Origin of the sequence: Streptomyces sp. WAC 01529 (genome assembly GCF_003945545.1) — a bacterium.
Classification (GTDB): domain Bacteria; phylum Actinomycetota; class Actinomycetes; order Streptomycetales; family Streptomycetaceae; genus Streptomyces; species Streptomyces anatolicus.
Map to the genome: position 1 here is coordinate 7,067,479 of NZ_CP029617.1, position 21,501 is coordinate 7,088,979.

A 21,501-nucleotide genomic window follows, 5' to 3' on the forward strand; every position below is an offset into this window, starting at 1 on the left:
CGGAATCCGCTGTCGTCAGGGCCGAGCCCGGCCCGTGACACGGGCCGGACCACGGCTATGACGTCACCCGTCCAGCTCGCTCGCGAGGTCGTCCAGCTCTTCCTGACTGACGTCCAGCAGATCCATGTCGGACGGTGTGTAGCGCGTGCCCCGCGGCGCCTCGGCATGCGTGGCGAAAGCCTCCAGCACCCTGACCCAGGTGTCGGAGAGGTCACGGACCGCCGTCTCGTCGAGGAGCGCGGCCGGCCACTGCCACAGGACGGAGAGAACGGGGCCGTCCGGGCCGTCCTGGGCGGACGAGGTGAGTTCCAGGGCGTGGGCGGCCGGCATGTCCGGGTCCTCCCCGCCCACCGCCCCGGCTTCGGGCGCGAGTGCCCAGTCCGCCGCGTCGGGCGCCGCCGACGTCTCGAAGCGGCCGAGGTAGTTGAAGCCGATCTGCGGCTCGGGCAGTGCACTGAGCGAAGGCGCCGTGTCCGGGTTGAGGTACCGCAGCAGCCCGTAGCCGATGCCGTTGTCGGGCACAGTGCGCAACTGCTCCTTGATCCGGGTGAGTACGTCTCCCACGGCGGGTCCGCCCTTCCAGACCTCGCTCCAGATGATCCGGCCCGGGTCCAGACGGACCGGGTAGAGGCTGGTGAACCAGCCGACCGTGCGGGACAGTTCGGCGTGCTCCACTATCTCCTCGCGCCCGTGCCCCTCCAGAGCGACGAGCAGACCCTGTCCCGCCCCGCCGTGGCGCCGCCTGCGCCAGTCCGCGACGGCGAGGGCCAGTCCGGCGAGCAGCACGTCGTTGGCCGACCCGTTGAACAGCGCGGGGAGCCTATTGAGCAGGGCCGAGGTGGTGTCGGCGGGCAGTTGGGCGGTGAGCGTACGCAAGGTGCGGCTCAGGTCCCTCTCCGGGTCGAGCACCAGCTCGGCCAGCGGATCCGGGGCGTCGGCCATCCGGCGTTGCCACAGGGGCAGCTCGGCGACCCGCTCGGGCCGTGCGGCCTCCTCCTCCAGTGCCTGCGCCCAGCGGCGCAGCGAGCTGCCGACCGGTTCGAGCTCAGGAGTGCGTCCGGCGTGCACCGCCGCCCAGGCCGCCGCGAGATCGGGCAGCAGGATCCGCCAGGAGACGCCGTCGACGACCAGGTGGTGCGCCGCGAAGAGCAGCCTGCCTCGCTCCCCGGGCCCGGCGTCGAACCAGACGAACTGCAGCATCGTGCCGTCGTCGGGGGCGAGCCGGCCGAGCGCCGCGGCCCCCTCTTCGGCATACCGCGCGCGGCGGGCGCCGTCGTCGAGCCCGGCCACGTCGACCCGGTGGATCAACTTCTCGGCCTGGACGGCACCCCGCTCGGGCACCACCAGGGTCCAGGTGCTTTCGGCGCGCTCCAGCCGGGCACGCAGCGCGTCGTGGTGATCCAGCAGGCTCTGTACGGTGCGGGTCAGCCGCTCCTCGTCGAGTGCCGCGGGCGCCTGAAGGAACATCGATTGGTTGAACCGGTCGATCGGCCCGTTCCGCTCGCGCAGCCAGCGCATGATCGGGGTGGCGGGCACCTCCCCGATGCCGGCGTCCGGGTCCTCGGTCCGGGTCTCGGGAAGCGGGGTCGCGACGGCTGCGAGGGCGGCGGCCGTCTGGTGGCGGAACACGTCTTTGGGGGTGAGCACGAGGCCGGCCGCGCGGGCCCTCGCCACGAGCTGGATGGAGATGATGCTGTCCCCGCCCAGGTGGAAGAAGCTGTCGTCGACGCCGACCTCGGCCAGCCCGAGCACTTGGGCGATGATCCCGCAGAGCAGCTTCTCCGGCTCGGTGACGGGTTCGCGCACCGAGATGTTCGCACCGAAGTCAGGTGCGGGCAGGGCCCGTTCGTCGAGCTTGCCGTTGACGGTCTTCGGCAGGGCGGTCAGTTCCACGAAGGCCGCGGGGACCATGTAGTCGGGGAGTGAGCGCGCCGCGTGCGCCCGCAGTTCCGCGAAGTCCGCCCCGCTGTCGCACGGGACCACATAGGCGACCAGCTGCTTGCGGCCCGGCGTGTCCTCGCGGACTCGGACGACGGCCTGGGCGACCTCGTCCCGGCCGAGCAGGCACGCCTCGATCTCGCCGAGTTCGATGCGGAAGCCGCGGATCTTGACCTGTGCGTCGGCGCGGCCGACGTAGTGCAGCTCGCCTTCGTCGCCCCAGTGGACCAGGTCGCCGGTGCGGTAGAGCCGGGACCCCGCGGGGCCGAAGGGATCGGCGACGAACCGCTCGGCGGTCAGCCCCGGCCGGTTCAGATAGCCGCGCGCCAAGCCGGGGCCGCCGACGTACAGTTCGCCGGCGACACCGGGCGGCACCGGGCGCAGCGCCGAGTCGAGTACGTACAACCTGCTGTTGGCGACGGGACGGCCGATGGGCGGTACGTCCGCGTCGACGAGCGGGGAACTCATGGTCGCGGCAACGGTGATCTCGGTCGGCCCGTAGGCGTTGACCATGCGCCGTCCCGGGGCGAACCGGCCCACCAGTTCCGGTGCGCACGCCTCACCGCCCACCGCCAGGGTCATGTCCTTGGGGAGAGCGTCGTCGGGAAGGGCCGAGAGCACCACCGGCGGGATCAGCGCGTGGGTGATCCGCTGCCGTGCCAGCAGCCCGACGAGGCCGTCCCCGGGCGCCAGCTGCTCGGCGGGAGCCGTGATCAGGGTGGCACCGGAGAGCAGACCGGCACACAGCTCCCAGAACGCGGCGTCGAAGCTCGGCGAGGCGAACTGCAGCACGCGGTGCCCGGGGCCCACTCCGAACCGGTCCACCTGGGTCTCCAGCAGGCTGGACACGCCGCGGTGGGTGACCACGACGCCCTTGGGGCGGCCGGTCGACCCCGAGGTGTAGATGACGTACGCGGGGCTGTCCAGGGAGGACGGACCCGGCAGGTCACCTGAGTCGAGGAACGGGCAGCCCGACGCGCCGTCGGCGTCGAGGCCCTCGGTGTCCAGGAGCACCCGGTCGACATCGGCCGGCGGCAGCCGGTCCGCCACCTCACTGCTGGTGAGCAGCAGGGCGGGGGAGCTGTCCCGCAGCATGTGGGCGATACGGTCCGCCGGGTAGTCCGGGTCGACGGGCAGATAGGCGCCGCCCGCCCGCATCACCGCCAGCAAGGACACGATCAGCTCGGGCGAGCGCGGCATCGACACGGCCACGATCGACTCGGTTCCCACGCCGCGCGACGTCAGCAGCCGGGCCACCCGGCGGACCCGCGCGTCGAGTTCGGCGTACGACAGTTCCAGGTCGCCGAAGCGCAGCGCGGGCGCGTCCGGAGTGCCGCTCACCCAGCGGTCGAACAGCTCGGGAACGGTGGCGAGCGGTACCTCGCGCGGTGTCTCGTTCCACTCGCCGAGCAGGCGTGTCCGTTCACCGGGCAGCAGCATGTCCAGCCGGTCGACCGGCCGGCCGGGGTCGGCGGCGGCCGAGCCGAGTACCTGGACCAGCCTGCGGACCAGCAGCTCGACGGTCTCCCGTTCGAACAGGTCGGAGCTGTACGAGACCAGGCCGTCGATACCGGCGGGCGAGCCGTCGGCTCCGTTGTTCTCGGAGAGGCTGAAGGACAGGTCGAACTTGGCGACGTCGAACCCGATCTCCTGGGGGCGCGCCGTCACCCCGCCCAGGTCCAGCACGGCCCGGGCGTTGTTCTCCAAGGAGAGCATCACCTGGAACAGCGGGGTCCTGGCCAGGGACCGCTCGGGATTGACGAGTTCGACCAGCCGCTCGAACGGCAGGTCCTGGTTGGCGTACGCGGCCAGGTCGGTCTCGCGGACCCGGTCCAGCAGCTGGGTGAAAGTGGGCGAGCCCGAGAGGTCGGTGCGCAGAACAAGGGTGTTGACGAAGAACCCGACCAGCTCGTCGAGCGCGTCGTCGGTACGGCCCGCGACGGCGGTGCCGATCGGGATGTCCTGACCCGCCCCGAGTCCGCCGAGGAGCGTGGCCAGCCCCGCCTGTACGACCATGAACAGGCTCGCGCGGCGCTCGCCCGCGAGGTCGAGCAGCAGACGGTGGACCTCGGCGTCGACGGTGAACGGCACGGTTCCGCCGCGGTAGCTCGGGGTGGCCGGACGCCGGTGGTCGGCCGGCAGCACCAACTCGTCCGGAGCACCTTCGAGCGTGGTGCGCCAGAAGGCGGCCTGCCGGGCTATGACGCTCTCGGGGTCGTCCTCGCTGCCGAGCACGGAGTGCTGCCACAGCGTGTAGTCCGCGTACTGCACCGGCAGCGGGTCGAGCCGGGGTGCGCGGCCCGCCGCCCTGGCCTCGTAGGCGGCGGACAGGTCCCGGCCGAGCGGGGCCATGGACCAGCCGTCCCCGGCGATGTGGTGCACCACCAGAAGCAGGACGTGGTCGGTCCTGCTCAGGGCGAACAGCCAGGCGCGCAGCGGGATTTCGGTACGTACGTCGAACCGGTGCGCGGCCGCCTCGCTCACGGCGGCCACGAGTCCCTCCTCATCGGTATCGACGACGGTGAGTTCGGGAACCACGTCGAGGACGACCTGGCGGGGGCGGCCGTCGGCCTCGGGGAAGACGGTGCGCAGGCTCTCGTGCCGACGGGCTACGTCGGCCACCGCCTCGGCCAGCGCCGTGCGGTCCAGATGTCCGGTCAGCCGCACCGGGACCGGCAGGTTGTAGGTGGAGTTCGGCCCCTCGAAACGGTTGAGGAACCAGAGCCGGCGCTGCGCGAAGGAGAGCGGTACCTCCTCGGGCCGCTCGTGGACGGTCACCGCCGTGCGAGCCTCACCCGCGTCCGTCGCCCGGACGGCGAGACCCGCGGGGGTCGGGGACTCGAACAGGTCCCGCACGGCCAGCTCCACCTTCAGGACCGTGCGGATACGGCTGATCAGCCGGGTGGCGAGCAGGGAGTGGCCACCGAGTTCGAAGAAGCTGTCGTCGACACCGACCTCGGGCAGGCCGAGCACCTCGGCGAACAGCCCGCACAGGGTCCTCTCCCGTGGCGTCGCGGGGTCTCGCCGCCCGGCCTCGGCCGGTACCGGGGCGGGCAGCGCCCTGCGGTCGAGCTTGCCGTTGGGGGTCAACGGCAGCGCGTCCAGGGTGACGAACGCCGAGGGCACCATGTACTCGGGGAGCACGGCGGCCACGTGGGCGCGCAGTTCCGCGGCGCCGGGTGCCGTCCGGTCCGCGGCGGGGACCACGTAGCCGACGAGCTGCTGCACGCCGGGCCGGTCCTCGCGGGCCAGGACCGCCACCGACGCGAGGGACTCGTGCGCCGCGAGGACCGACTCGATCTCGCCGAGTTCGATGCGGAAGCCGCGCACCTTGACCTGGTGGTCGGCGCGCCCGACGAACTCGAGTTGGCCGTCCTTGTTCCAGCGCACCAGGTCGCCGGTGCGGTAGAGACGGGAACCGGCGGGGCCGAACGGGTCGGCGACGAACCGCTCGGCGGTGAGGGCGGGCCGGTTCAGATAACCGCGGGCGAGGCCGGTCCCGGCGAGGTACAGCTCGCCGACGACACCGGTGGGTACGGGGCCGAGGGTACCGTCCAGGACGTACACCCGGTCGTTGTGGACCGGGCGGCCGATCGGCGCCGCGGCCGGCCAGTCGCCGGGAGCGGCGGGCAGCGTCGTGCCGGTGATCACATGGCTCTCGGTGGGGCCGTAGTGGTTGTGCAGTCGCAGCCCCGGCCGGGCGGCGCAGAACTCGTGCAGTCGCGGTGTCAGCACCAGCGCCTCGCCCGCTTGGGCGACCGTGCGCAGCTCGGTGAGGGCGACGCCGTTCTCCAGCGCGGCCTCCACCATGGCGTCGATGACGAGGTTGGGGGCGTACAGCTCGTTGACGCGCTGTTCGTCGAGCCACCGGGCGAAGGCTGCCGCGTCCTTGCGGGTGTCGTCGTCCGGTATGACCAGGGTCTTCCCGGTGAGCAGGGCGGAGAGGATCTCCTGGGCGGACACGTCGAAGCTGATCGCGGTGAACTGGGCGACGCGGGTCCCGGCCGCGCCGCCGACCTCGGCGTGGTGCCAGGCGACCAGGTTCGCCATCGCGGCCGCGGACATCACCACGCCCTTGGGCCGGCCGGTGGAACCGGAGGTGTAGATGACATAGGCCGGGCTCTGTGCCTGAAGGGGGCGGACCCGGTCGGTGTCGCCGGGGGTGGTGTCCGGCTGAGCGGCGAGCGCTCGCGCGGTCTCCGCGGCACCGAGGTCGAGGAGGTGCCCGCCGTGCCCGTCCGGCAGGACGCCGGCGGTGGTCAGCACCACCGAGGGCGCCGCGTCGGCGAGCATGTAGGAGATGCGGTCCGCCGGGTACTGGGGGTCGACGGGCAGGTAGGCCGCTCCTGCCTTGAGCACGGCGACGACCGCGACCAGCAGCTCGGCCGAGCGCGGCAGGGCGATGCCGACGGTGTCCTCGGGACCTATGCCACGGCCGATGAGCAGCCGGGACAGCCGGTTGGACCGCGCGTCGAGCTCCGCGTAGGTCAGCCGCTCGGTGCCGTCCACCACGGCCAAGGTGTCCGGCAGGGTCCGCACCTGGCGCTGGAAGAGTTCGGGCAGGCGCGTCTCGTCGAGCTCGCGGGCGGTGTCGTTGTACGTGGTGACCAGGCGATGACGTTCGATCGGGTCCAGGCTCTCGAGCGAGCCGATGGTGCGCTTGGGGTCCTCGGCCGCCGCTGCCAGCACCCGCGTCAGGCCTTCCGCGAGCCGCTCCGCGGTCTCCCGGTCGAACAGGTCGGAGCTGTACTCGATCCAGCCGGTCATGCCGTCGGGCCGGTCGTCGGCGCCGCGCCGCGCCGCGAGACCGACGAACAGGTCGAACTTGGCCGTGCCGCCGAAGTGGTCGTACGGCTCCACCCGCAGTCCGGGCAGGCGGAGTTCGGCCCGCTGGTTGTTCTGCACGGTGAACATCACCTGGAACAGCGGGTGCCGGGCCAGCGAGCGATCGGGGTTGAGCTCCTCGACGAGCCGTTCGAAGGGCACGTCCTGGTGGGCGTAGGCCGCCAGGTCCGTCTCCCGCACCCGGTCGACGAGTTCCCTGAAGGTCGGGTTGCCCGAGGTGTCGGTGCGCAGGACCAGGGTGTTGAGGAAGAACCCGATCAGGTCGTCGACGGCGTCGTCACCCCGTCCGGCGATCGGCGTGCCGATCGGGATGTCCTGCCCGGCCCCGGAGCGGGTCAGCAGTACCGCGAGCCCCGCCTGGAGCACCATGAACAGGCTGGCCTGCGAGGTGCGGGCGAGAGCGAGCAGCCGCTGGTGCAGTTCCTCGGACAGTTGGAAGTCGACGGTGCCGCCGAGGTGACTGGCCAGCGCCGGGCGCGCGCGGTCGACGGGCAGGTTCAGCTCGTCGGGCAGGCCGTCGAGGGCCGACCTCCAGTAGGCGAGCTGTCGGGAGACGGTGCTGTCGGGGGCCGATTCGTCGCCGAGCACGCGCTCTTGCCAGAGGGTGTAGTCGGCGTACTGCACCGGCAGCGGGCTCCACTCCGGTTCGGCTCCCTCCAGGGCCGCCGCGTAAGCCATCGAGAGGTCATGGCCGAAGACCCCGAGCGACCAGGCGTCGCCGACGATGTGGTGCATGACCACGAGCAGTACGTGTGTGCGGGGCCCGGTGCGGAACGCGCGCACGCGCAGCGGGATCTCCTCGGCGAGCGAGAACGCTGCCCCGGCCTCCTCGGAGAGCGCTTCGGTGAGTCGGTCGGGGTCGCCGCCGAGGTCCACGACGGCCAGGTCGAGGGAGACCTCTGACGGGTCGAGCACGTGCTGTCGGGGGGCGCCGTCGGTCTCGGGGAAGACGGTGCGCAGGCTCTCGTGCCGGCCCACCACGCGGTGGAAGGCGTCGCGCAGCGCGGCCATGTCGAGCTCGCCCGTGACGCGCACGGTGAGCGGGACGTTGTAGATGGACTTCGCGCCGTCGAAGCGGTCCAGGAACCAGAGCCTGCGCTGGGCGAAGGAGAGCGGGATGTGCTCGGGACGGGGTCCCGCCTCCAGCGGGGGCCGGTCGGAGACGACCTCGTGCAGGCGGCGGGCGATGGCCGCGGGGGTCGGCGTCTCGAACACGGCACGCAGCGACAGTTCGACGCCGAACACCGCGCGGGTACGGGTGACCAGCCGGGTGGCGAGCAGGGAGTGGCCGCCGAGATCGAAGAAGTTGTCGTCGACGCCCACCGCGCCGACCCCCAGGAGTTCGGTGAACAGCGCGCAGAGGATCTCCTCCTGCGGGGTGCGCGGCGCGCGCCCCGCCAGCTCCGCGGCGATCTCCGGATCGGGCAGCGCCCTTCGGTCCAGCTTGCCGTTGGGGGTGAGAGGGAAGTCGTCGAGCGCGACGAAGGCGGACGGCACCATGTACTCGGGCAGCGTGGCGCCCGTGTGCTCGCGCAGTACCGCGGCCTTGGGCACCTGCGCGCCCTCGGCGGGCACGAGGTAGGCGACGAGCCGCTTGTCGCCCGGAGTGGGCTCACGCAGCACGACGAGCGCGCGGTCGATCTCCTCGTGAGAGGCGAGTACGGACTCGATCTCACCCAGTTCGACACGGAAGCCGCGGATCTTCACCTGGTCGTCGACGCGCCCCGCGAACTCCAGGACGGAGCCGGTGTCCCCGGCCTTCCACCGCACCAGGTCTCCGGTGCGGTACATCCGTTCACCGTCGCCGGTGAACGGGTCGGCCACGAAGCGCTCGGAGGTCAGCCCCGGTCGGTTCAGGTAGCCGCGGGCGACGGACGGGCCGGAGACGTACAGTTCGCCGGTGACGCCCGGCAGCACGGGGCGCAGCGTGTCGTCGAGGACGCGCAGTCGCGCGGTGCCGATGGCGGTGCCGATGGGAGGATTCACGGCGCCCGAGAGCGGTGCGCTCATCGAGGCGCAGACCGTGGTCTCGGTCGGCCCGTAGGCGTTGATCAGTCGGCGGCCCGCCGACCACGCCTCGACCAGCTCGGGCGAGGACGCCTCGCCGGCGACGACGAGCAGGCGTACCGACGGGAGGTCACCCGGTGAGAGCACGGCCAGCGCCGCGGGAGGAATGGTGGCGTGGGTGACCTGGTGCTCGGCGACAAGATCGACGAGCGCTCTGCCGGGGCGCAGCCGCTCGGCCGGGGCGAGGACGAGCGTGGCACCGGTCAGCAGCCCCATGTACGTCTCCCAGACCGCGGCGTCGAAGCTGGGCGAGGCGAACTGCAGGACCGTACTCCCGGGACCGACGTCGAACCGGGCGACATGCGTGGCGACCAGGCCCGCGAGACCGGTGTGCGTGACCACGACGCCCTTGGGGCGCCCGGTGGAACCCGAGGTGTAGATGACGTAGGCGGCGTTGGTGGGGGAGAGCGCCCCGGACCGCTCGTCCGCCGTGATCTCGGCGTCGGCCTGGGCGTGCGTCATGCGGACGGTGTCCGGGTCGTCGAGCAGCACGAGCGGCGCGGCGCACGCGTCGGGCACCACGGCTGCCGACGCGGTGGTGGCCAGGACGAGGGCGGGGGCGGAGTCGGTGAGCAGGTAGGCGATCCGTTCGGCCGGGTAGGAGGTGTCGACCGGCAGGTAAGCGGCGCCGGCCTTGAGCACCGCCAGCATGGCGACGACCAGTTCGGGCGAGCGGGGCAGAGCGAGCGCGACCAGTCGCTCGGGCCCGGCGCCGCGCTCCCTCAGGACGCGGGCCAGCTGGTTGGAGCGGCGGTCCAGTTCGGCGTACGAGAGGGTGGTGCCCTCGCAGACGAGCGCCGGGGACTGCGGAGAGCGGCGCACCTGGTCGGCGAAGAGCGCGGGGATGACGTCTCCGGCGGGGAGCGGCTCAACCGGCATGCCCAGGCCGAGGAATTCGGTCTCCTCCGCGTCCGTCAGCAGGGGGAGGCGGCCCACCAGGCGCTGCGGGTCGTCGGCGAAGACCTCGAAGAGACGGCGGAAGCGTTCGCCGAGCGCCTCGATGTCGGTGCGACGGAAGACGTCCTGCCGGTAACCGAAGTTGAGCCGCAGCGCCTCGCCGGGGAGTGCGGCGATGCTCAGGGGGTAGTGGTTGGCGTCCGTGCCCTTGGCGCCGGCGAGGGTGAGGTCACCCGGCAGCTCCTTGAGATCCTCGCCGCCCAGCGGATAGTTCTCCGTCACCGTCAGGGTGTCGAACAGGGTGGAGAACCCCGCGGCGCGCTGGATGTCAGGAAGGCTCAGGTGGTGGTGCGGCATCATCTGGGTCACCTGGCGCTGCACGTCGGCCAGGGTGTCCAGCAGGCTCCGCTCGGGGCGCACCCGGACCCGTACCGGCACGGTGTTGATGAACAGGCCGACCATGGATTCCATGCCGGGCAGCTCGGCCGGCCTTCCGGAGACGGTCGAGCCGAACACCACGTCGCCGCGGCCCGACAGCTGGGAGAGCAGCAGCGCCCAGCAGCCCTGGAACACCGAGTTGAGCGTCAGATCGTTGCGGCGCGCCGTCTCCTGGACCCGGGCCGTCAGCTCGCGCGGGAAGGTGAAGGTGAGTTCGGCGGGAGCCACCGCGGCCCCGGTGTCGCCGGGCGCGACCAGGGTGGGCTCCTCGATGTCGCCGAGTACGGCCTGCCACGCCTCGGTCGCGGCGGGCCGTGACTGGCCGGCCAGCCAGCCGAGGTAGTCGCGGTAGGGAGTGAGCTTCGGAAGCCCGGAGGTGTCACCCCGGCGCTCGTAGATCTCGAAGAGCTCGTGGAGCAGCTGGGCGGTGGACCAGCCGTCGAGCAGAATGTGGTGGGAGTTGAACATCAGCCGGTTGCTGCGCTCGCCCCTCTTGACCAGCGTGAATCGCAGCAGCGGTCCGGCAGCCAGGTCGAACTTGTGGGCGGCGTCCGCGGCCGCGAGCCGCTCCAGCTCCTCGCTCTGCTCTTCCTCGGCGAGTCCGCTGAGGTCGAACTCGCGCCAGGGAACCTCGACTTCGCGCGGGATGACCTGGACGGGCTTGCTCAGCTTCTCGTAGCGGAAGCTGGCTCGCAGGTTGGCGTGCCGGACCAGCAGCGCGGCCACCGAATCCCGCATGGCCCCTGCGTCCAGTTCGCCCTCCAGGTCGATGACGATCTGGGCGACATAGACATCGAGGTTCTGCTCCTCGTACAGGGCGTGGAACAGCATTCCTTCCTGCAGCGGTGACAGTGGAAGGACATCTTCGATGGCTGCTCGCGTCATTGAGAAACTCTCCACATCGTTTTCCGGAACCGAACTCGTCCTGGCCGACGCGAATTGTCCTGCTCCGGCGGCCGCCAGCCTTGGACGGCGAGTCTTGTCCCCGGGCCGAATTCCATCAACGGCGCTGCAAAAAATTCGTTCTGCGCATCGTGCGGCGGTGGTCGCGTGACAGCATCAACTCGTTGACGAGATATCGAAATTCCCGAAGGGGGAGCGCGGGTGAAGGGCACCGGCACGCTGTCCAAGTACTGGATGTTCAGCGACGACTACACGCAGAATCCCTATCCAATGCTCGCTCGGCTGCGACAGGAGCAGCCGGTGGCCAAGGTGGAGACACCGGACGGAGTGCGGGCCTGGGTGGTGACCCGCTATGACGACGTGCGCACGGCCCTCGCCGATCCCCGGCTCAGCCGTGACATCGGCAAGCTGTACGGAGCGCTGGGCAGACAACTCGGCCGGGAGCTGCCGACCACGGACGAGATCAGCAACCACCTGGCCAACTCGGATCCGCCCCGGCACACGCCGCTGCGCAAGGCGCTCAGCTTCGCCTTCACCCCCAAGCGGGTGAAGGCACTGCGCGAGGGCTGGCACAAGGTGGTCGACGACCTGCTCGACGACATGGTGCGCACGGGCGGCCAGGACCTGAACACCGGTCTGTCCGAGCCCTTGCCGATCATCACCATCGCCCAGCTGATGGGGGTCCCCGACAGCGACTGGCCGCAGTTCCTGGTGTGGACGGACACGCTGCGACGGGTCGACGCCAGTGACCCGACCGGCATCAAGGCCCGGCACACCAAGGAGCTCTCGGACTACATCCGGGACCTCATAGCCCGTAAGCAGCGCCGGCCCGAGGACGATCTGATCTCCGCCCTGGTCCATGCCGAGGGGGACAAGCGGCTGGACGCCAAGGAGGCACTGTCCACCGCCTTCGCGGTGATGACGGGGGGCAACGACACCACGACAAGCCTCCTGAACGGTGCTTTCACGGCACTCCTGACACACCCCGCCGAAGCAGCGAAGATCAAGGCCGATCACAGTCTGCTGCCCGCGGCCGTCGAGGAGTTGCTGCGCTACACCGCCCCCGTGATCAACTCCCTGCAGCGGGTCACCTTGGAGCCGGTCGAGCTGAGCGGGGTGCGGATCCCGCAGGACGAGATCGTCATCATCTCCATCGCGTCCGCCAACCATGACCCGGACGCCTTCCCCGACCGTCCGGACGAGCTGGACGTCACCCGTAAACGGCCCGCACACCTCAGCTTCGGGCACGGCATCCACTACTGCCTCGGCAACCACATGGCCAAGGCGCTGACCGAGATCGCCGTCCAGCGGGTCTTCGAGCGCTTTCCCCGGATCCGGCTGGGGGTGGACCCGTCCGAACTGCGCTACCAGCCCGGCCTGATCGTCCGCCCGCTGGTTTCGCTACCGGTGGTCTTCGGGCCGACCGCGTAACCCCGGAAGCGGGAAACACAGAAGGGGCCTGGGGGCCGCCACGGCGGCCCCCAGGCCCCTTCTCGGTGTGCCGACGGGCTGTCACTTCCCGGTGCGGCGACGGTAGTACGAGGCGGTGACGGCCCCCAGCAAGGGGCCCCAGGCCAGCAGAGGCGCGTAACAGACGGTGACCACCCTGTTCTGCAGCGGGGTGCCGAGCGGTGGCCGAATGCTCCACTGGTACACGGCGTACCCGCACACGGCGGTGACCGCGGCGGATCCGGCCCCCGCCACCACGACCGGCACCATGACGGGGATCCGCCGGCCGCCGAGCCCCGGCACCCAGCGCGGCACCACCTCGCCCCACGGCCGCACCAGGCCCAGGGTCGCGAGGGCTAGTCCCTCAGTGGCGAGGGAGAGCCCGAGAATGTACGCCCGTTCTCCCGCGCCGGCGTTGATCCGGGGGACGACCTTGGGGACTCCGGCGATCAGAGCGACGCGCCACAGCCCCGAGGGCAGGGTGGACCCGGCGGCCAGATGCGCCGCGGTCCTCGCCCAACGGGGCACGTCCGACGGGGGAGCGGCCTGCGACGGCCCGGCGTCAGGTGCCTCCGTGGCCTGCGCGGGCGCCGGGGGCCCGGCAGGCCGCGGCCCCGCCGTGGACCGCGGGAACATCGGCCGGGGCCGCGCGAAGAGCCCGCGCAGGACGGTGCGGCCGGTGCCGGGGACCGAGGGGCGGCTCACTGGGCGGTCGCACGCCGGTAGGCGCGGTTCGCCAGCGGGACCACCACGGCAAGGAGCACGCCGATCAGGACCAGGGCGCACGGCACCGGGTACCGCAGCGGGAACGCCGGATCGTCGCCCAGGCCCGTGGGGTTGCCCCACAGTTCCCGCATGGCCGTGACCACCGTCGTCACCGGGTTCCACTCGGCCACGGTGCGCAGCCAGCCCGGAAGGTTGCCGAGCGGGTAGAACGTCGCCGAAAGGAAGGCCAGCGGCATGGTGATGACCATGGCCACCGAGTTCACGGCCTGCGGGTCACGCAGCGCCAGTCCGATGAGGACACCGAGCCAGGCCATGGCGTAACCGAGCAGCATCAACAGCAGGAAGCCCGCGACCACATCGAAGGGGTTCGCGTGCAGCCGCCAACCGATGAGGAAGCCGACCGGAATCATGGCCACACAGGAAATGGCGTTGAGAACGAGGTCGGACACGGTGCGGCCGACCAGTACCGAAAGCTGAACCATCGGCAGCGAGCGGAACCGCTCCACCAGCCCGTTGTTCAGGTCCTCGGCCACGCCCACACCGGTGTTGATGACGCTGGAGAGCATCATCTGGGCGAAGATGCCCGCCATGATGTACTCGTGGTAGTTCCCCTGGGGCACCTGCATCGAGCTGCCGAACAGGTAACCGAAGAGCACCACGAACATGATCGGCATCAGCGTGACCGCGATGATCTTCTGCGGTGTCCGCTTCAAGTGCGTCATGTGCCGCCCGACGAGGGCGGCCGAATCGCTCAGCAGGTGGGAGTAGGTACTGCTCATCGCGGCGCCACCTCCAGCTCGCTCTCGCCGCGTTCCGCCTCGGCCGGGGGCCGGGATCCGACGGGTGCCGTGCGGCTCTTGTGGCCGGTCAGTTCGAGGAACACCTCGTCCAGCGAGGGGCGTCGTACGACGAAGTCGACGACCTCCACCGAGTTGAGCTGCAACTCCGCCGCCGCCTTGGAGACCCCGGCGAACCCGGTCTCCAGTGCCGCGGACACCCGCAGCCCGGTGTCGTCGATCACCGGCGGGGTGGAGCCGGCGGAGGAGAGCGGAGCCAGCGCGGCGCGCGCCATCTCCGGGGTGCGAACGGTGATCTCCAGCCGTTCACCGCCCACCATGCTCTTCAACTCGTCGGGTGTGCCTTCGGCGGCCACCGTCCCCTGGTCGATCACCGCGATGCGGTCGGCGAGCTGGTCCGCCTCCTCCAGGTACTGAGTGGTGAGCAGGATCGTCACACCGTCGGCGACCTGCTCGCGCACCATGTCCCACAGCGCCGTCCTGCTGACCAGGTCGAGCCCGGTCGTCGGTTCGTCCAGGAAGACCACCGGGGGGCTGGCGATCAGACTGGCTCCGAGGTCGAGCCTGCGGCGCATGCCGCCCGAGTAGGTCCGCACCGGCCGGTCGGCGGCGTCCGTGAGGTCGAACCGCTCCAGCAGTTCCTCCGCACGGGTGCGTGCCCGCTTACGGCCCAGGTGCATCAGCGTCCCCAGGAGCACCAGGTTCTCCCGGCCGGTCAACTCGCCGTCCAGTGCCGCGTACTGTCCCGTCAGGCCGATCCGCCGACGTACCTCGTGCGCCTGGGTCACCACGTCGTAGCCCACGACCTGGGCCGAGCCGGCGTCGGGCTGGAGCAGCGTCGCCAGCATGCGCACCATGGTCGTCTTGCCCGCACCGTTGGGCCCGAGGACTCCGTAGACCGTGCCGGCCTCGACGGACAGGCCGACGCCCTTGAGTACCTCAGTGTCGCCATAACGCTTCCGCAGACCTTCTGCGGATATTGCGATATTCATCAGACTCCTCAAAATGCGTCGGCGAGATCCGGGGCAACCGTGCGATCAGAGTTGAAATTACTTGGGTCGGAATACGGGAACCAGTGGACTTCAAATTCTTCCAACCAACCGCTCGGCCGACCGATCAGCCGATCGAGCGGCGAGTCGGGGTCAAGAACCGGAGCCGAGCCGCACGGGCAATGTGTCGAGGCCGCGCGTCGCGTTCATCTGGTACCGCAGCTCATCTGGCTTGACCGCCAGTTCGATGCGCTCGAAACGGTCCAGCAGCGCGCCCACGGCGAGTTCGGTCTGCAGCCGCGCCAGAGGGGCCCCCATGCAGTGGTGCAGGCCGTGACCGAACGCCAGGTGCCCGCCGGGCGCGCGGCGGATGTCGAAGTGCTCGGAGTCCTCGAAGCGCCGCGCGTCGCGGTTGGCGGAACCGAAGGAGACCAGGACGAACTCATCGGCCGGGATGCGCACGCCACCGATCTCGACCGGCTCCGCGGTGATGCTGAGCGTGGAGAGGTGCAGCGAGTTGTCGTACCGGCAGAACTCCTCCACCGCGGCCGGGAGCAGCGACCGGTCGGCGCGCAGCGCGGCGAGCTGGTCGGGGTGGCGCAGCAGGGCCAGGACGCCATTGCCGATGAGGTGTGCGGTCGTCTCGTAACCCGCGACCAGAAGCTGGAAGACCATCGAGACCAGCTCGCTCTCGCTGAGCCGGTCGTCGTCGTCGCGTGCCTGGATCAGACCGGTGATCAGATCGTCCGCAGGGGTGGCACGCCGGTCGGCTATCAGTCCGACCAGGTACTCGGCCATCTGGTCGGCCACTTGCTGGAGTTCCTCGGGCCGGCCCGCCATCGTCAGCGTGTTCGACCACGCGCCGAAAGCAGCCTGGTCGGCCTCGGGGACACCGATCATCTCGGAGATGACGGTGATGGGCAGGGGGTAGCCGAGGACCTGCAGCAGGTCGACCTCTTCCTGCCCCGCGACGCTGTCGAGGAGCCGGGCCACGGTCCGTTCGATCCGTGGGCGCAGGCCCTGGATCTGCCGAGCGGTGAACGCCTTGGCGACCAGCTTGCGCAGTCGGGTGTGGTCCGGGGGGTCCATGTTGAGCATGTGATCCACCAGCATGCGCTCGCCGAGCGACTTCTCCGGCTGCTCGACGGGCTCGACGCCCATGCGCCGGGCGACCACCCGGGCGGCCAGCTCCGCGTCCTTGACCACACCCGGCTCGGTCAGCGCGGTGCGCGCCTCCTCGTATCGGACGACCAACCACATCGGCATGCCGTTGAGCACGACGTGCGCGACCGGGGTGCGCTCGCGGAGCCGGGCATACGCGGGGTACGGGTCGAGGAAGAAGTCCTCACCCAGTACCTCGGGCTCCGGCACCTGCAGGGTGTCCTCGGGCATCTCGCGGGTTCCTTTTCGTCGGTCCGCCCTGCGCGGCGCGGAGGTGAATGTGCGACGGCTTCCGTGTTCGGCTGCTGTGTGGCCGCGCGGCGGTGAGCCCTCCGCACCGTTGATATCAGCGCTCTCGGCACGCTCCGGAGCCTGCATCAAGGACTTCGATGTACTCCCTGCGCGTCAGCCACCGGGGCCTGGACCAGCGGCAGGTCCTCCTGCCAGGCCCAGCCGTTCTCGTCGAGCAACCGCCGTACGCTCGGCACCGACGCGGCGTCGACGAGCAGTTCCACGAGACCGCGAGGCCGGTCGAGCGAGTGCTCGATGCGTACGTCCTCGATGTTGATCCCCGCGCCGCTGACCGAGGAGAACAGCTGGGCGAGCGCGCCGGTCTTGTCGGGGACGGCGACCGGGACGGCGACGAACTCCGTGGGTACGGAGCTGCGCTTGTCCGGGACCCTGGCGTGGCCCCGGTTGCCCCGCCACAACAGTTCCTCCAGGTCCGCGGTCGCCTTCTCGCGCGTGGCCTCCTCGTCGCTGCGCTGCGCCCGGAGTGCCCGGATCATCCGGTCCAGGTCGACCGCGTACGCCTCCAGGACGTCGGCGACCGCGTCCGCGTTCGCCGTCAGGATGTCGCTCCACAGCGTGGGCTCACCTCCGGCGATGCGGGTGACGTCCCGCAGGCCCTGGCCCGACACTCGGATGTACTCGCCCTTCGCCTCCGCCAGCCTCGCCGCCATCATCGAGGAGACCAGGTGCGGGGCGTGCGAGGTCAGAGCCACGGCCTCGTCGTGGGCGTCGGTGTCCATGAGGATGGGCACCGCGCCACAGAGCGAGACCAGTTCCAGGCCCTGGTTGAGTGCCGCGCGATCGGTGCGCGGCGAGGGCGTCAGGACCCACGGCCTGCCCTCGAAGAGGTCGGCGCGCGCGGCGAGCGGTCCGGAGCGCTCGGCACCGGCCATCGGGTGTCCGCCGACGTAGGTGGCCGGGTCGCCACCGGCTGCGCGGATCTCCTCGTGCGGCCGCGCCTTGACGCTGGCCGCGTCCGTGTAGGCCCGGGCCAGGCCCTTCTGCTGGCAGTCGGCGAGCACGGCGCCGACGTGGGCGGGTGGCACGGCGAGCACGGCGAGGTCGACCCGGGCGGGCGGTGTCTCCAGGGAGCCGGCACCGAGCGCCTCCGCGGTCCTGACCGCCGTCGTGTCCCGGTCGTCCAGATAGACGGTGGCCCCGCTCCGGCTGAGCGCCAGCGCTATCGACGTACCGATCAGCCCTGTCCCGACGATCAGCACGGTCCTCATGACGCGTCACGTCCCGTCGGCTGCCGGGCGTCCGTGGAGCGCTTGGTCCGGGCAAGCAGGAAGGCGGCCAGGCGGCCGATGCCCTTCTCGATCTCCTCGTGGCTCAGCGAGCTGAAGGAGAGCCGGATCGTGCGCTCGCCCCCCGCGGCCGGATAGAAGTACGACATCGGCGTCCAGATCACGCCGAATTCCCGGGCCGAGTGCAGCAGTGCGGTGTCGTCCGCGTCGAACGGGACACGCACCGTGAGGAAGAAGCCGCCGCTGGGCCGGTTCCAGCTGACGCCGCGTTCGCGCAGCCCCGCGGCGGTGAACTGCCGGTCGAGTTGATCGAGCACGCAGCGCAGGGTGTCGCCGTAGTGCTTGGCGGAGACCTCGTTGTGCGCGGCGAGGCTGCCGCCCGAGGCCAGCAGCGCCCCCGCGACCACCGCCTGGCTGAGCGCCGGGGTGTTCACCGTGACCATGCTCTTGAGTTTGGCGAGCTCGTCGGCGAGCAGACCGCTGCCCTTGTCGTCCACGACCGCCTGGTCGGCGACGACGAATCCGACCCGGGCACCGGGGAAGACCGTCTTGGAGTACGAGCCCAGATGCACCACCCGGCGTTCGCGGTCGAGCGACTTCAGCGTGGGCTGCCGGCAGCCCGGACTGATGAGGCGGTAGGGACTGTCCTCCAGGATGAGCAGGTCGTGTCGCGCCGCGAGTTCGAGGAGTTCCTCACGGGCCTGCCGGGACATCGTGCTGCCGGAGGGATTGGAGTGGTCGGGCACCAGATAGAAGACCCGAGGACGCCGCCCCGCCCTCTTCTCGGCGGTGATGACGGCTTCGAGCGCGGCGCAGTCGACACCGCCCTCGCCCTCCTCGACCGCGCGGAGCGTGAGCCCGAGCAGTCTCGCGGCGCCGGTGATGCCGACGTAGCAGGGGCTCGAGACGAGCAGGACGTCCTGAGGGTCACGGAACAGTGCCCTGAGGACGAGCAGCATGCCTTCCTGCGCGCCCACGGTCACCACGATCGACGCCGGATCCGTTTCGATCGCCTCGTCGGTGTGGAGCGATTCCGCGATGAGTTCACGGATGATCCCGGCCGTCGGACCGTACTGGTGGAGAGCGGTCCTGATGTCGTCGGCCGTTGAGCCGCCCGCCGTCAGGTGGTCGACGAAGCGCCGGATGTGCCCGAAGACCTCCTCCGTGTCGAAGAACCCCTCGTACGGTCTGCCCGGGGCGAAGGAGACGGCGTCGGGGAAGCGGCCCGTGATCTCGTTGAGGAAGTTCATCGTGTCGAGCACGGGATCGGACAGGCTGCCGTGCAGGACTTCCCTGCGCAGAGTCGTGGCCCCGGAGGAGCGAGGGCCGGACGCGGGCTGGGGAGCGAGCGTGCGCGTCACGGGAGCGGGCACAGGCGCCGCGGTGACGGGCGAGGCCGGGCCGGTCAGCAACGAGACGTCGGCGGCGTCCACCGTGGCGGTCCCGGTCAGTGCCATGGCCTCGGCCAGCTCCTCGGTGACCAGGTTCAGCACCTGGGCCACGCCCTCCTGGCCGGCCACGGCGAGCCCGTGCAGGACCGGCCGTCCCAGGAGCACCGCGTCCGCCCCGAGCGCGAGAGCCGTCAGGACGTCGGTGCCGCGGCGGACCCCGCCGTCCAGAAGGACGGCGCAGCGACCGGCGGCCGCCGCGGTCACTTCAGCGAGTACGTCCAACGTGGCCTGTGCGCCGTCCAGTTGCCGTCCGCCGTGGTTGGAGACGATGATGCCGTCGGCACCCGCCTCGACCGCGAGCACGGCGTCCTCCGCCGTCATGACGCCCTTGACGAGCACGGGCAGCCCGCCCACCGAGCGCAGCCAGTCGACGACCGACCAGTCGAGTGCGGGGTCCATCGCGGTACGGCTGTGGTCCGAGGGGGACGTGTAGTCGCCGCCGTCCGCCGGGAGGTTGGCGGGGACGACGCCGGGCGGCAGCCGGAAGCCGTTGCGCAGGTCGCGGGGTCTGCGGCCCAGGCGCGGGGTGTCGGCGGTGAGGACCAGGGCCTCGAAGCCCGCCCGCTTCGCACGTTCGATCAGACGGCGGGTGGTCCCGCGGTCACGGAAGCAGTAGACCTGCAGCCACAGCGGGGACTCGGCGGCACGGGCGATGTCCTCGAAGGTCTGCCCCGCGAAGGTGGACACGACGAAGGGGAGCCCCGCGGAGCCCGCGGCACGAGCGGTGGCGATCTCTCCCTCGGCATGCACCAGTGTGTGGTAGGCCATGGGCGCCACCGCCAACGGCGCGGCCCACCGCCGCCCGAGGACGGTGGTGGCCAAGCGGCTCTCCGCGGCGCCGGTCAGGACGCGGGTGCGCAGCCGGGCACGCGTGAACGCCTGCCGGTTGGCGGTGAGAGTGCGTTCCTCACCGGCCCCGCCCTCGATGAAGTCCCAGACCTCGGGCCGGACGCGGGCCCGGGCGCGAGTCTCGAACTCGCCAAGCGACAAGGGTGGCCGTGTGCTCGGCTCGGCTGGACGTTCCGTCACGAGCCGGCCTCCCGGGCACGCTCCACGGCCTCGTACAGCGCCCTGATGTTGGAGCTGCCGAAGCCCTGCGCCCCATGCCGCTGGATGAGTTCGAAGAAGAGGGTGCGCCGCTCGAACGGGGACCGGGTGAAGAGCTGGAGGAGGTACCCCCACTCGTCTCGGTCCGCGAGCACGTTCGTCTTGCGGAGATCGGCGATCCCCTCGTCGAGGTCGTCGAGCCGCTCCGCGAGGGCGTCGTAGTAGGTGCCGGGTGTCTGCAGGAACTCGACGCCGCGGGTCTCGAGTTCCACGACGGCGGGGATGATCGCGTCGACGAGGAACGCCAGGTGCTGGACGCCGCCCCCGCCGTTCCGCTTCAGGAACGCGTCGATCTGGCCCGGCTTCTTGGTGGCGTCGGGCTCGATGATGGTGAAGGTGATGCCGGCGGAGGGGCTGCGGACGACGATGGAGTCCATGGCCTGCTCGCCCACGGAGACGTATTCGCTGTAGTACTGCTCGAAGCCGAATCCCTCGATGTAGAACTTGACGACGTCGTGCAGTCGGCCGGCTTCCAGGCAGATCGCGATGTGGTCGAGGAGGCGCAGCTCGGGGGCGTGGCCCGAGGCGGGCGCCGGGCTCGGCGCGGGTGTCCAGGACCGGTCGGCGGGAAGCCCGCGCTCCGCGTCGGCGGCACGCTGGACGAGGGAGTGGCGGACGTCCCCGAATCCGGACACGACGGGAACCGGGGCGTCGGCCGGGGCGAGGGAGGCGGCTCCGGCCGCGATCGCCCTCTCCCGCGTCGCGACGGCGTCCGCGCAGGAGAAGGCGATGTCGGATATCCCGTCTCCGTGCTCGGCGAGGAACGGGGCCGCGTGCGGACCCGCGGAGACGACGACCTGGAGCTGGTTCTGGACGAGAAGTACCGAGTCCAGGCCCTCCCTGCCACCCGTGGCCTTTTCATGGAACCCGAACATCGAAACGAAATAGTCTGTGGTCTTTCGCAGATCGCTCGTGTAGATCTCTATGTACTCGACGTCGTGCGCGGTCACGTTGTTCCCCATCCGACGATTGGGCCCGAGTTGTTCCACTCGCTGAATTTCAGCAAATCAGACGGTGACGGCGGCTGGGAAACCGGATTAGAGAAATTGCATACGGGCCCTTTTCCGGGAAACTCTGCGAGACCGTTCGGCCCGGCGGGCGGGGAGGAGGTGCCGGGGACCCACGGGCATGTGAGGCCGATCGCAAAAGATCTTCGCGGGATCGACACAACGTGGGCCGCTTGCGCGGGGTTCCG

At 70.9% G+C, this 21,501-nt stretch carries 9 protein-coding genes; 1 reads left to right on the forward strand and 8 read right to left on the reverse strand.

Features of this window, described 5'->3' with window-relative positions; genetic code table 11:
* Positions 1-63: 63 nt before the first annotated feature.
* Positions 64-11,070 (reverse strand): non-ribosomal peptide synthetase, encoded by an 11,007-nt coding sequence (locus DMA15_RS31465; protein ID WP_125516085.1) that lies wholly within the window; start codon positions 11,068-11,070, stop codon positions 64-66.
* 219 nt (positions 11,071-11,289) lie between these two features.
* Between DMA15_RS31465 and DMA15_RS31470 the strand changes: the two genes are divergently transcribed.
* Positions 11,290-12,519, forward strand: coding sequence for a cytochrome P450 (locus DMA15_RS31470; RefSeq protein ID WP_125516086.1), 1,230 nt, complete (start codon positions 11,290-11,292; stop codon positions 12,517-12,519).
* 81 nt (positions 12,520-12,600) lie between these two features.
* Here DMA15_RS31470 and DMA15_RS31475 read toward each other — a convergent pair whose 3' ends face one another.
* The 7 genes from DMA15_RS31475 to hppD form a co-directional block, all read right to left on the reverse strand.
* Positions 12,601-13,242 carry a hypothetical protein gene (locus DMA15_RS31475; RefSeq protein WP_240660048.1) on the reverse strand — a complete coding sequence of 214 codons (642 nt, stop codon included), beginning with the start codon at positions 13,240-13,242 and terminating at the stop codon, positions 12,601-12,603.
* A complete protein-coding gene (locus DMA15_RS31480) occupies positions 13,239-14,042 on the reverse strand; it encodes an ABC transporter permease (RefSeq protein ID WP_125516087.1) in 804 nt (267 codons plus the stop codon). The genes DMA15_RS31475 and DMA15_RS31480 overlap by 4 nt, the downstream gene beginning before the upstream one ends.
* Positions 14,039-15,052, reverse strand: coding sequence for an ATP-binding cassette domain-containing protein (locus DMA15_RS31485; protein ID WP_125516088.1), 1,014 nt, complete (start codon positions 15,050-15,052; stop codon positions 14,039-14,041). The genes DMA15_RS31480 and DMA15_RS31485 overlap by 4 nt, the downstream gene beginning before the upstream one ends.
* A gap of 150 nt (positions 15,053-15,202) precedes the next feature.
* The gene (locus DMA15_RS31490) at positions 15,203-16,441 is read right to left on the reverse strand and encodes a cytochrome P450 (RefSeq protein WP_125516089.1); all 1,239 of its coding nucleotides are present in this window, start codon (positions 16,439-16,441) and stop codon (positions 15,203-15,205) included.
* Between the two features lie 146 nt (positions 16,442-16,587).
* Positions 16,588-17,730 carry a prephenate dehydrogenase gene (locus DMA15_RS31495; RefSeq protein ID WP_125516090.1) on the reverse strand — a complete coding sequence of 381 codons (1,143 nt, stop codon included), beginning with the start codon at positions 17,728-17,730 and terminating at the stop codon, positions 16,588-16,590.
* On the reverse strand, positions 17,727-20,228 hold the full coding sequence (locus DMA15_RS31500; RefSeq protein ID WP_125516091.1) for an aminotransferase class I/II-fold pyridoxal phosphate-dependent enzyme: 2,502 nt from the start codon (positions 20,226-20,228) through the stop codon (positions 17,727-17,729). Before DMA15_RS31500 ends, DMA15_RS31495 begins: the two co-directional genes overlap by 4 nt.
* Positions 20,225-21,268 carry a 4-hydroxyphenylpyruvate dioxygenase gene (gene hppD / locus DMA15_RS31505; RefSeq protein ID WP_125516092.1) on the reverse strand — a complete coding sequence of 348 codons (1,044 nt, stop codon included), beginning with the start codon at positions 21,266-21,268 and terminating at the stop codon, positions 20,225-20,227. Before hppD ends, DMA15_RS31500 begins: the two co-directional genes overlap by 4 nt.
* Between the last annotated feature and the right edge of the window lie 233 nt (positions 21,269-21,501).

What these genes read in the sequence shown, in the direction of transcription:
- DMA15_RS31465 (WP_125516085.1), bottom strand. Translation starts at nt 11,070, where the DNA reads ATGACGCGAGCAGCCATCGAAGATGTCCTTCCACTGTCACCGCTGCAG.
- DMA15_RS31480 (WP_125516087.1), bottom strand. Translation starts at nt 14,042, where the DNA reads ATGAGCAGTACCTACTCCCACCTGCTGAGCGATTCGGCCGCCCTCGTC.
- DMA15_RS31485 (WP_125516088.1), bottom strand. Translation starts at nt 15,052, where the DNA reads ATGAATATCGCAATATCCGCAGAAGGTCTGCGGAAGCGTTATGGCGAC.
- DMA15_RS31490 (WP_125516089.1), bottom strand. Translation starts at nt 16,441, where the DNA reads ATGCCCGAGGACACCCTGCAGGTGCCGGAGCCCGAGGTACTGGGTGAG.
- DMA15_RS31495 (WP_125516090.1), bottom strand. Translation starts at nt 17,730, where the DNA reads ATGAGGACCGTGCTGATCGTCGGGACAGGGCTGATCGGTACGTCGATA.
- hppD (WP_125516092.1), bottom strand. Translation starts at nt 21,268, where the DNA reads ATGGGGAACAACGTGACCGCGCACGACGTCGAGTACATAGAGATCTAC.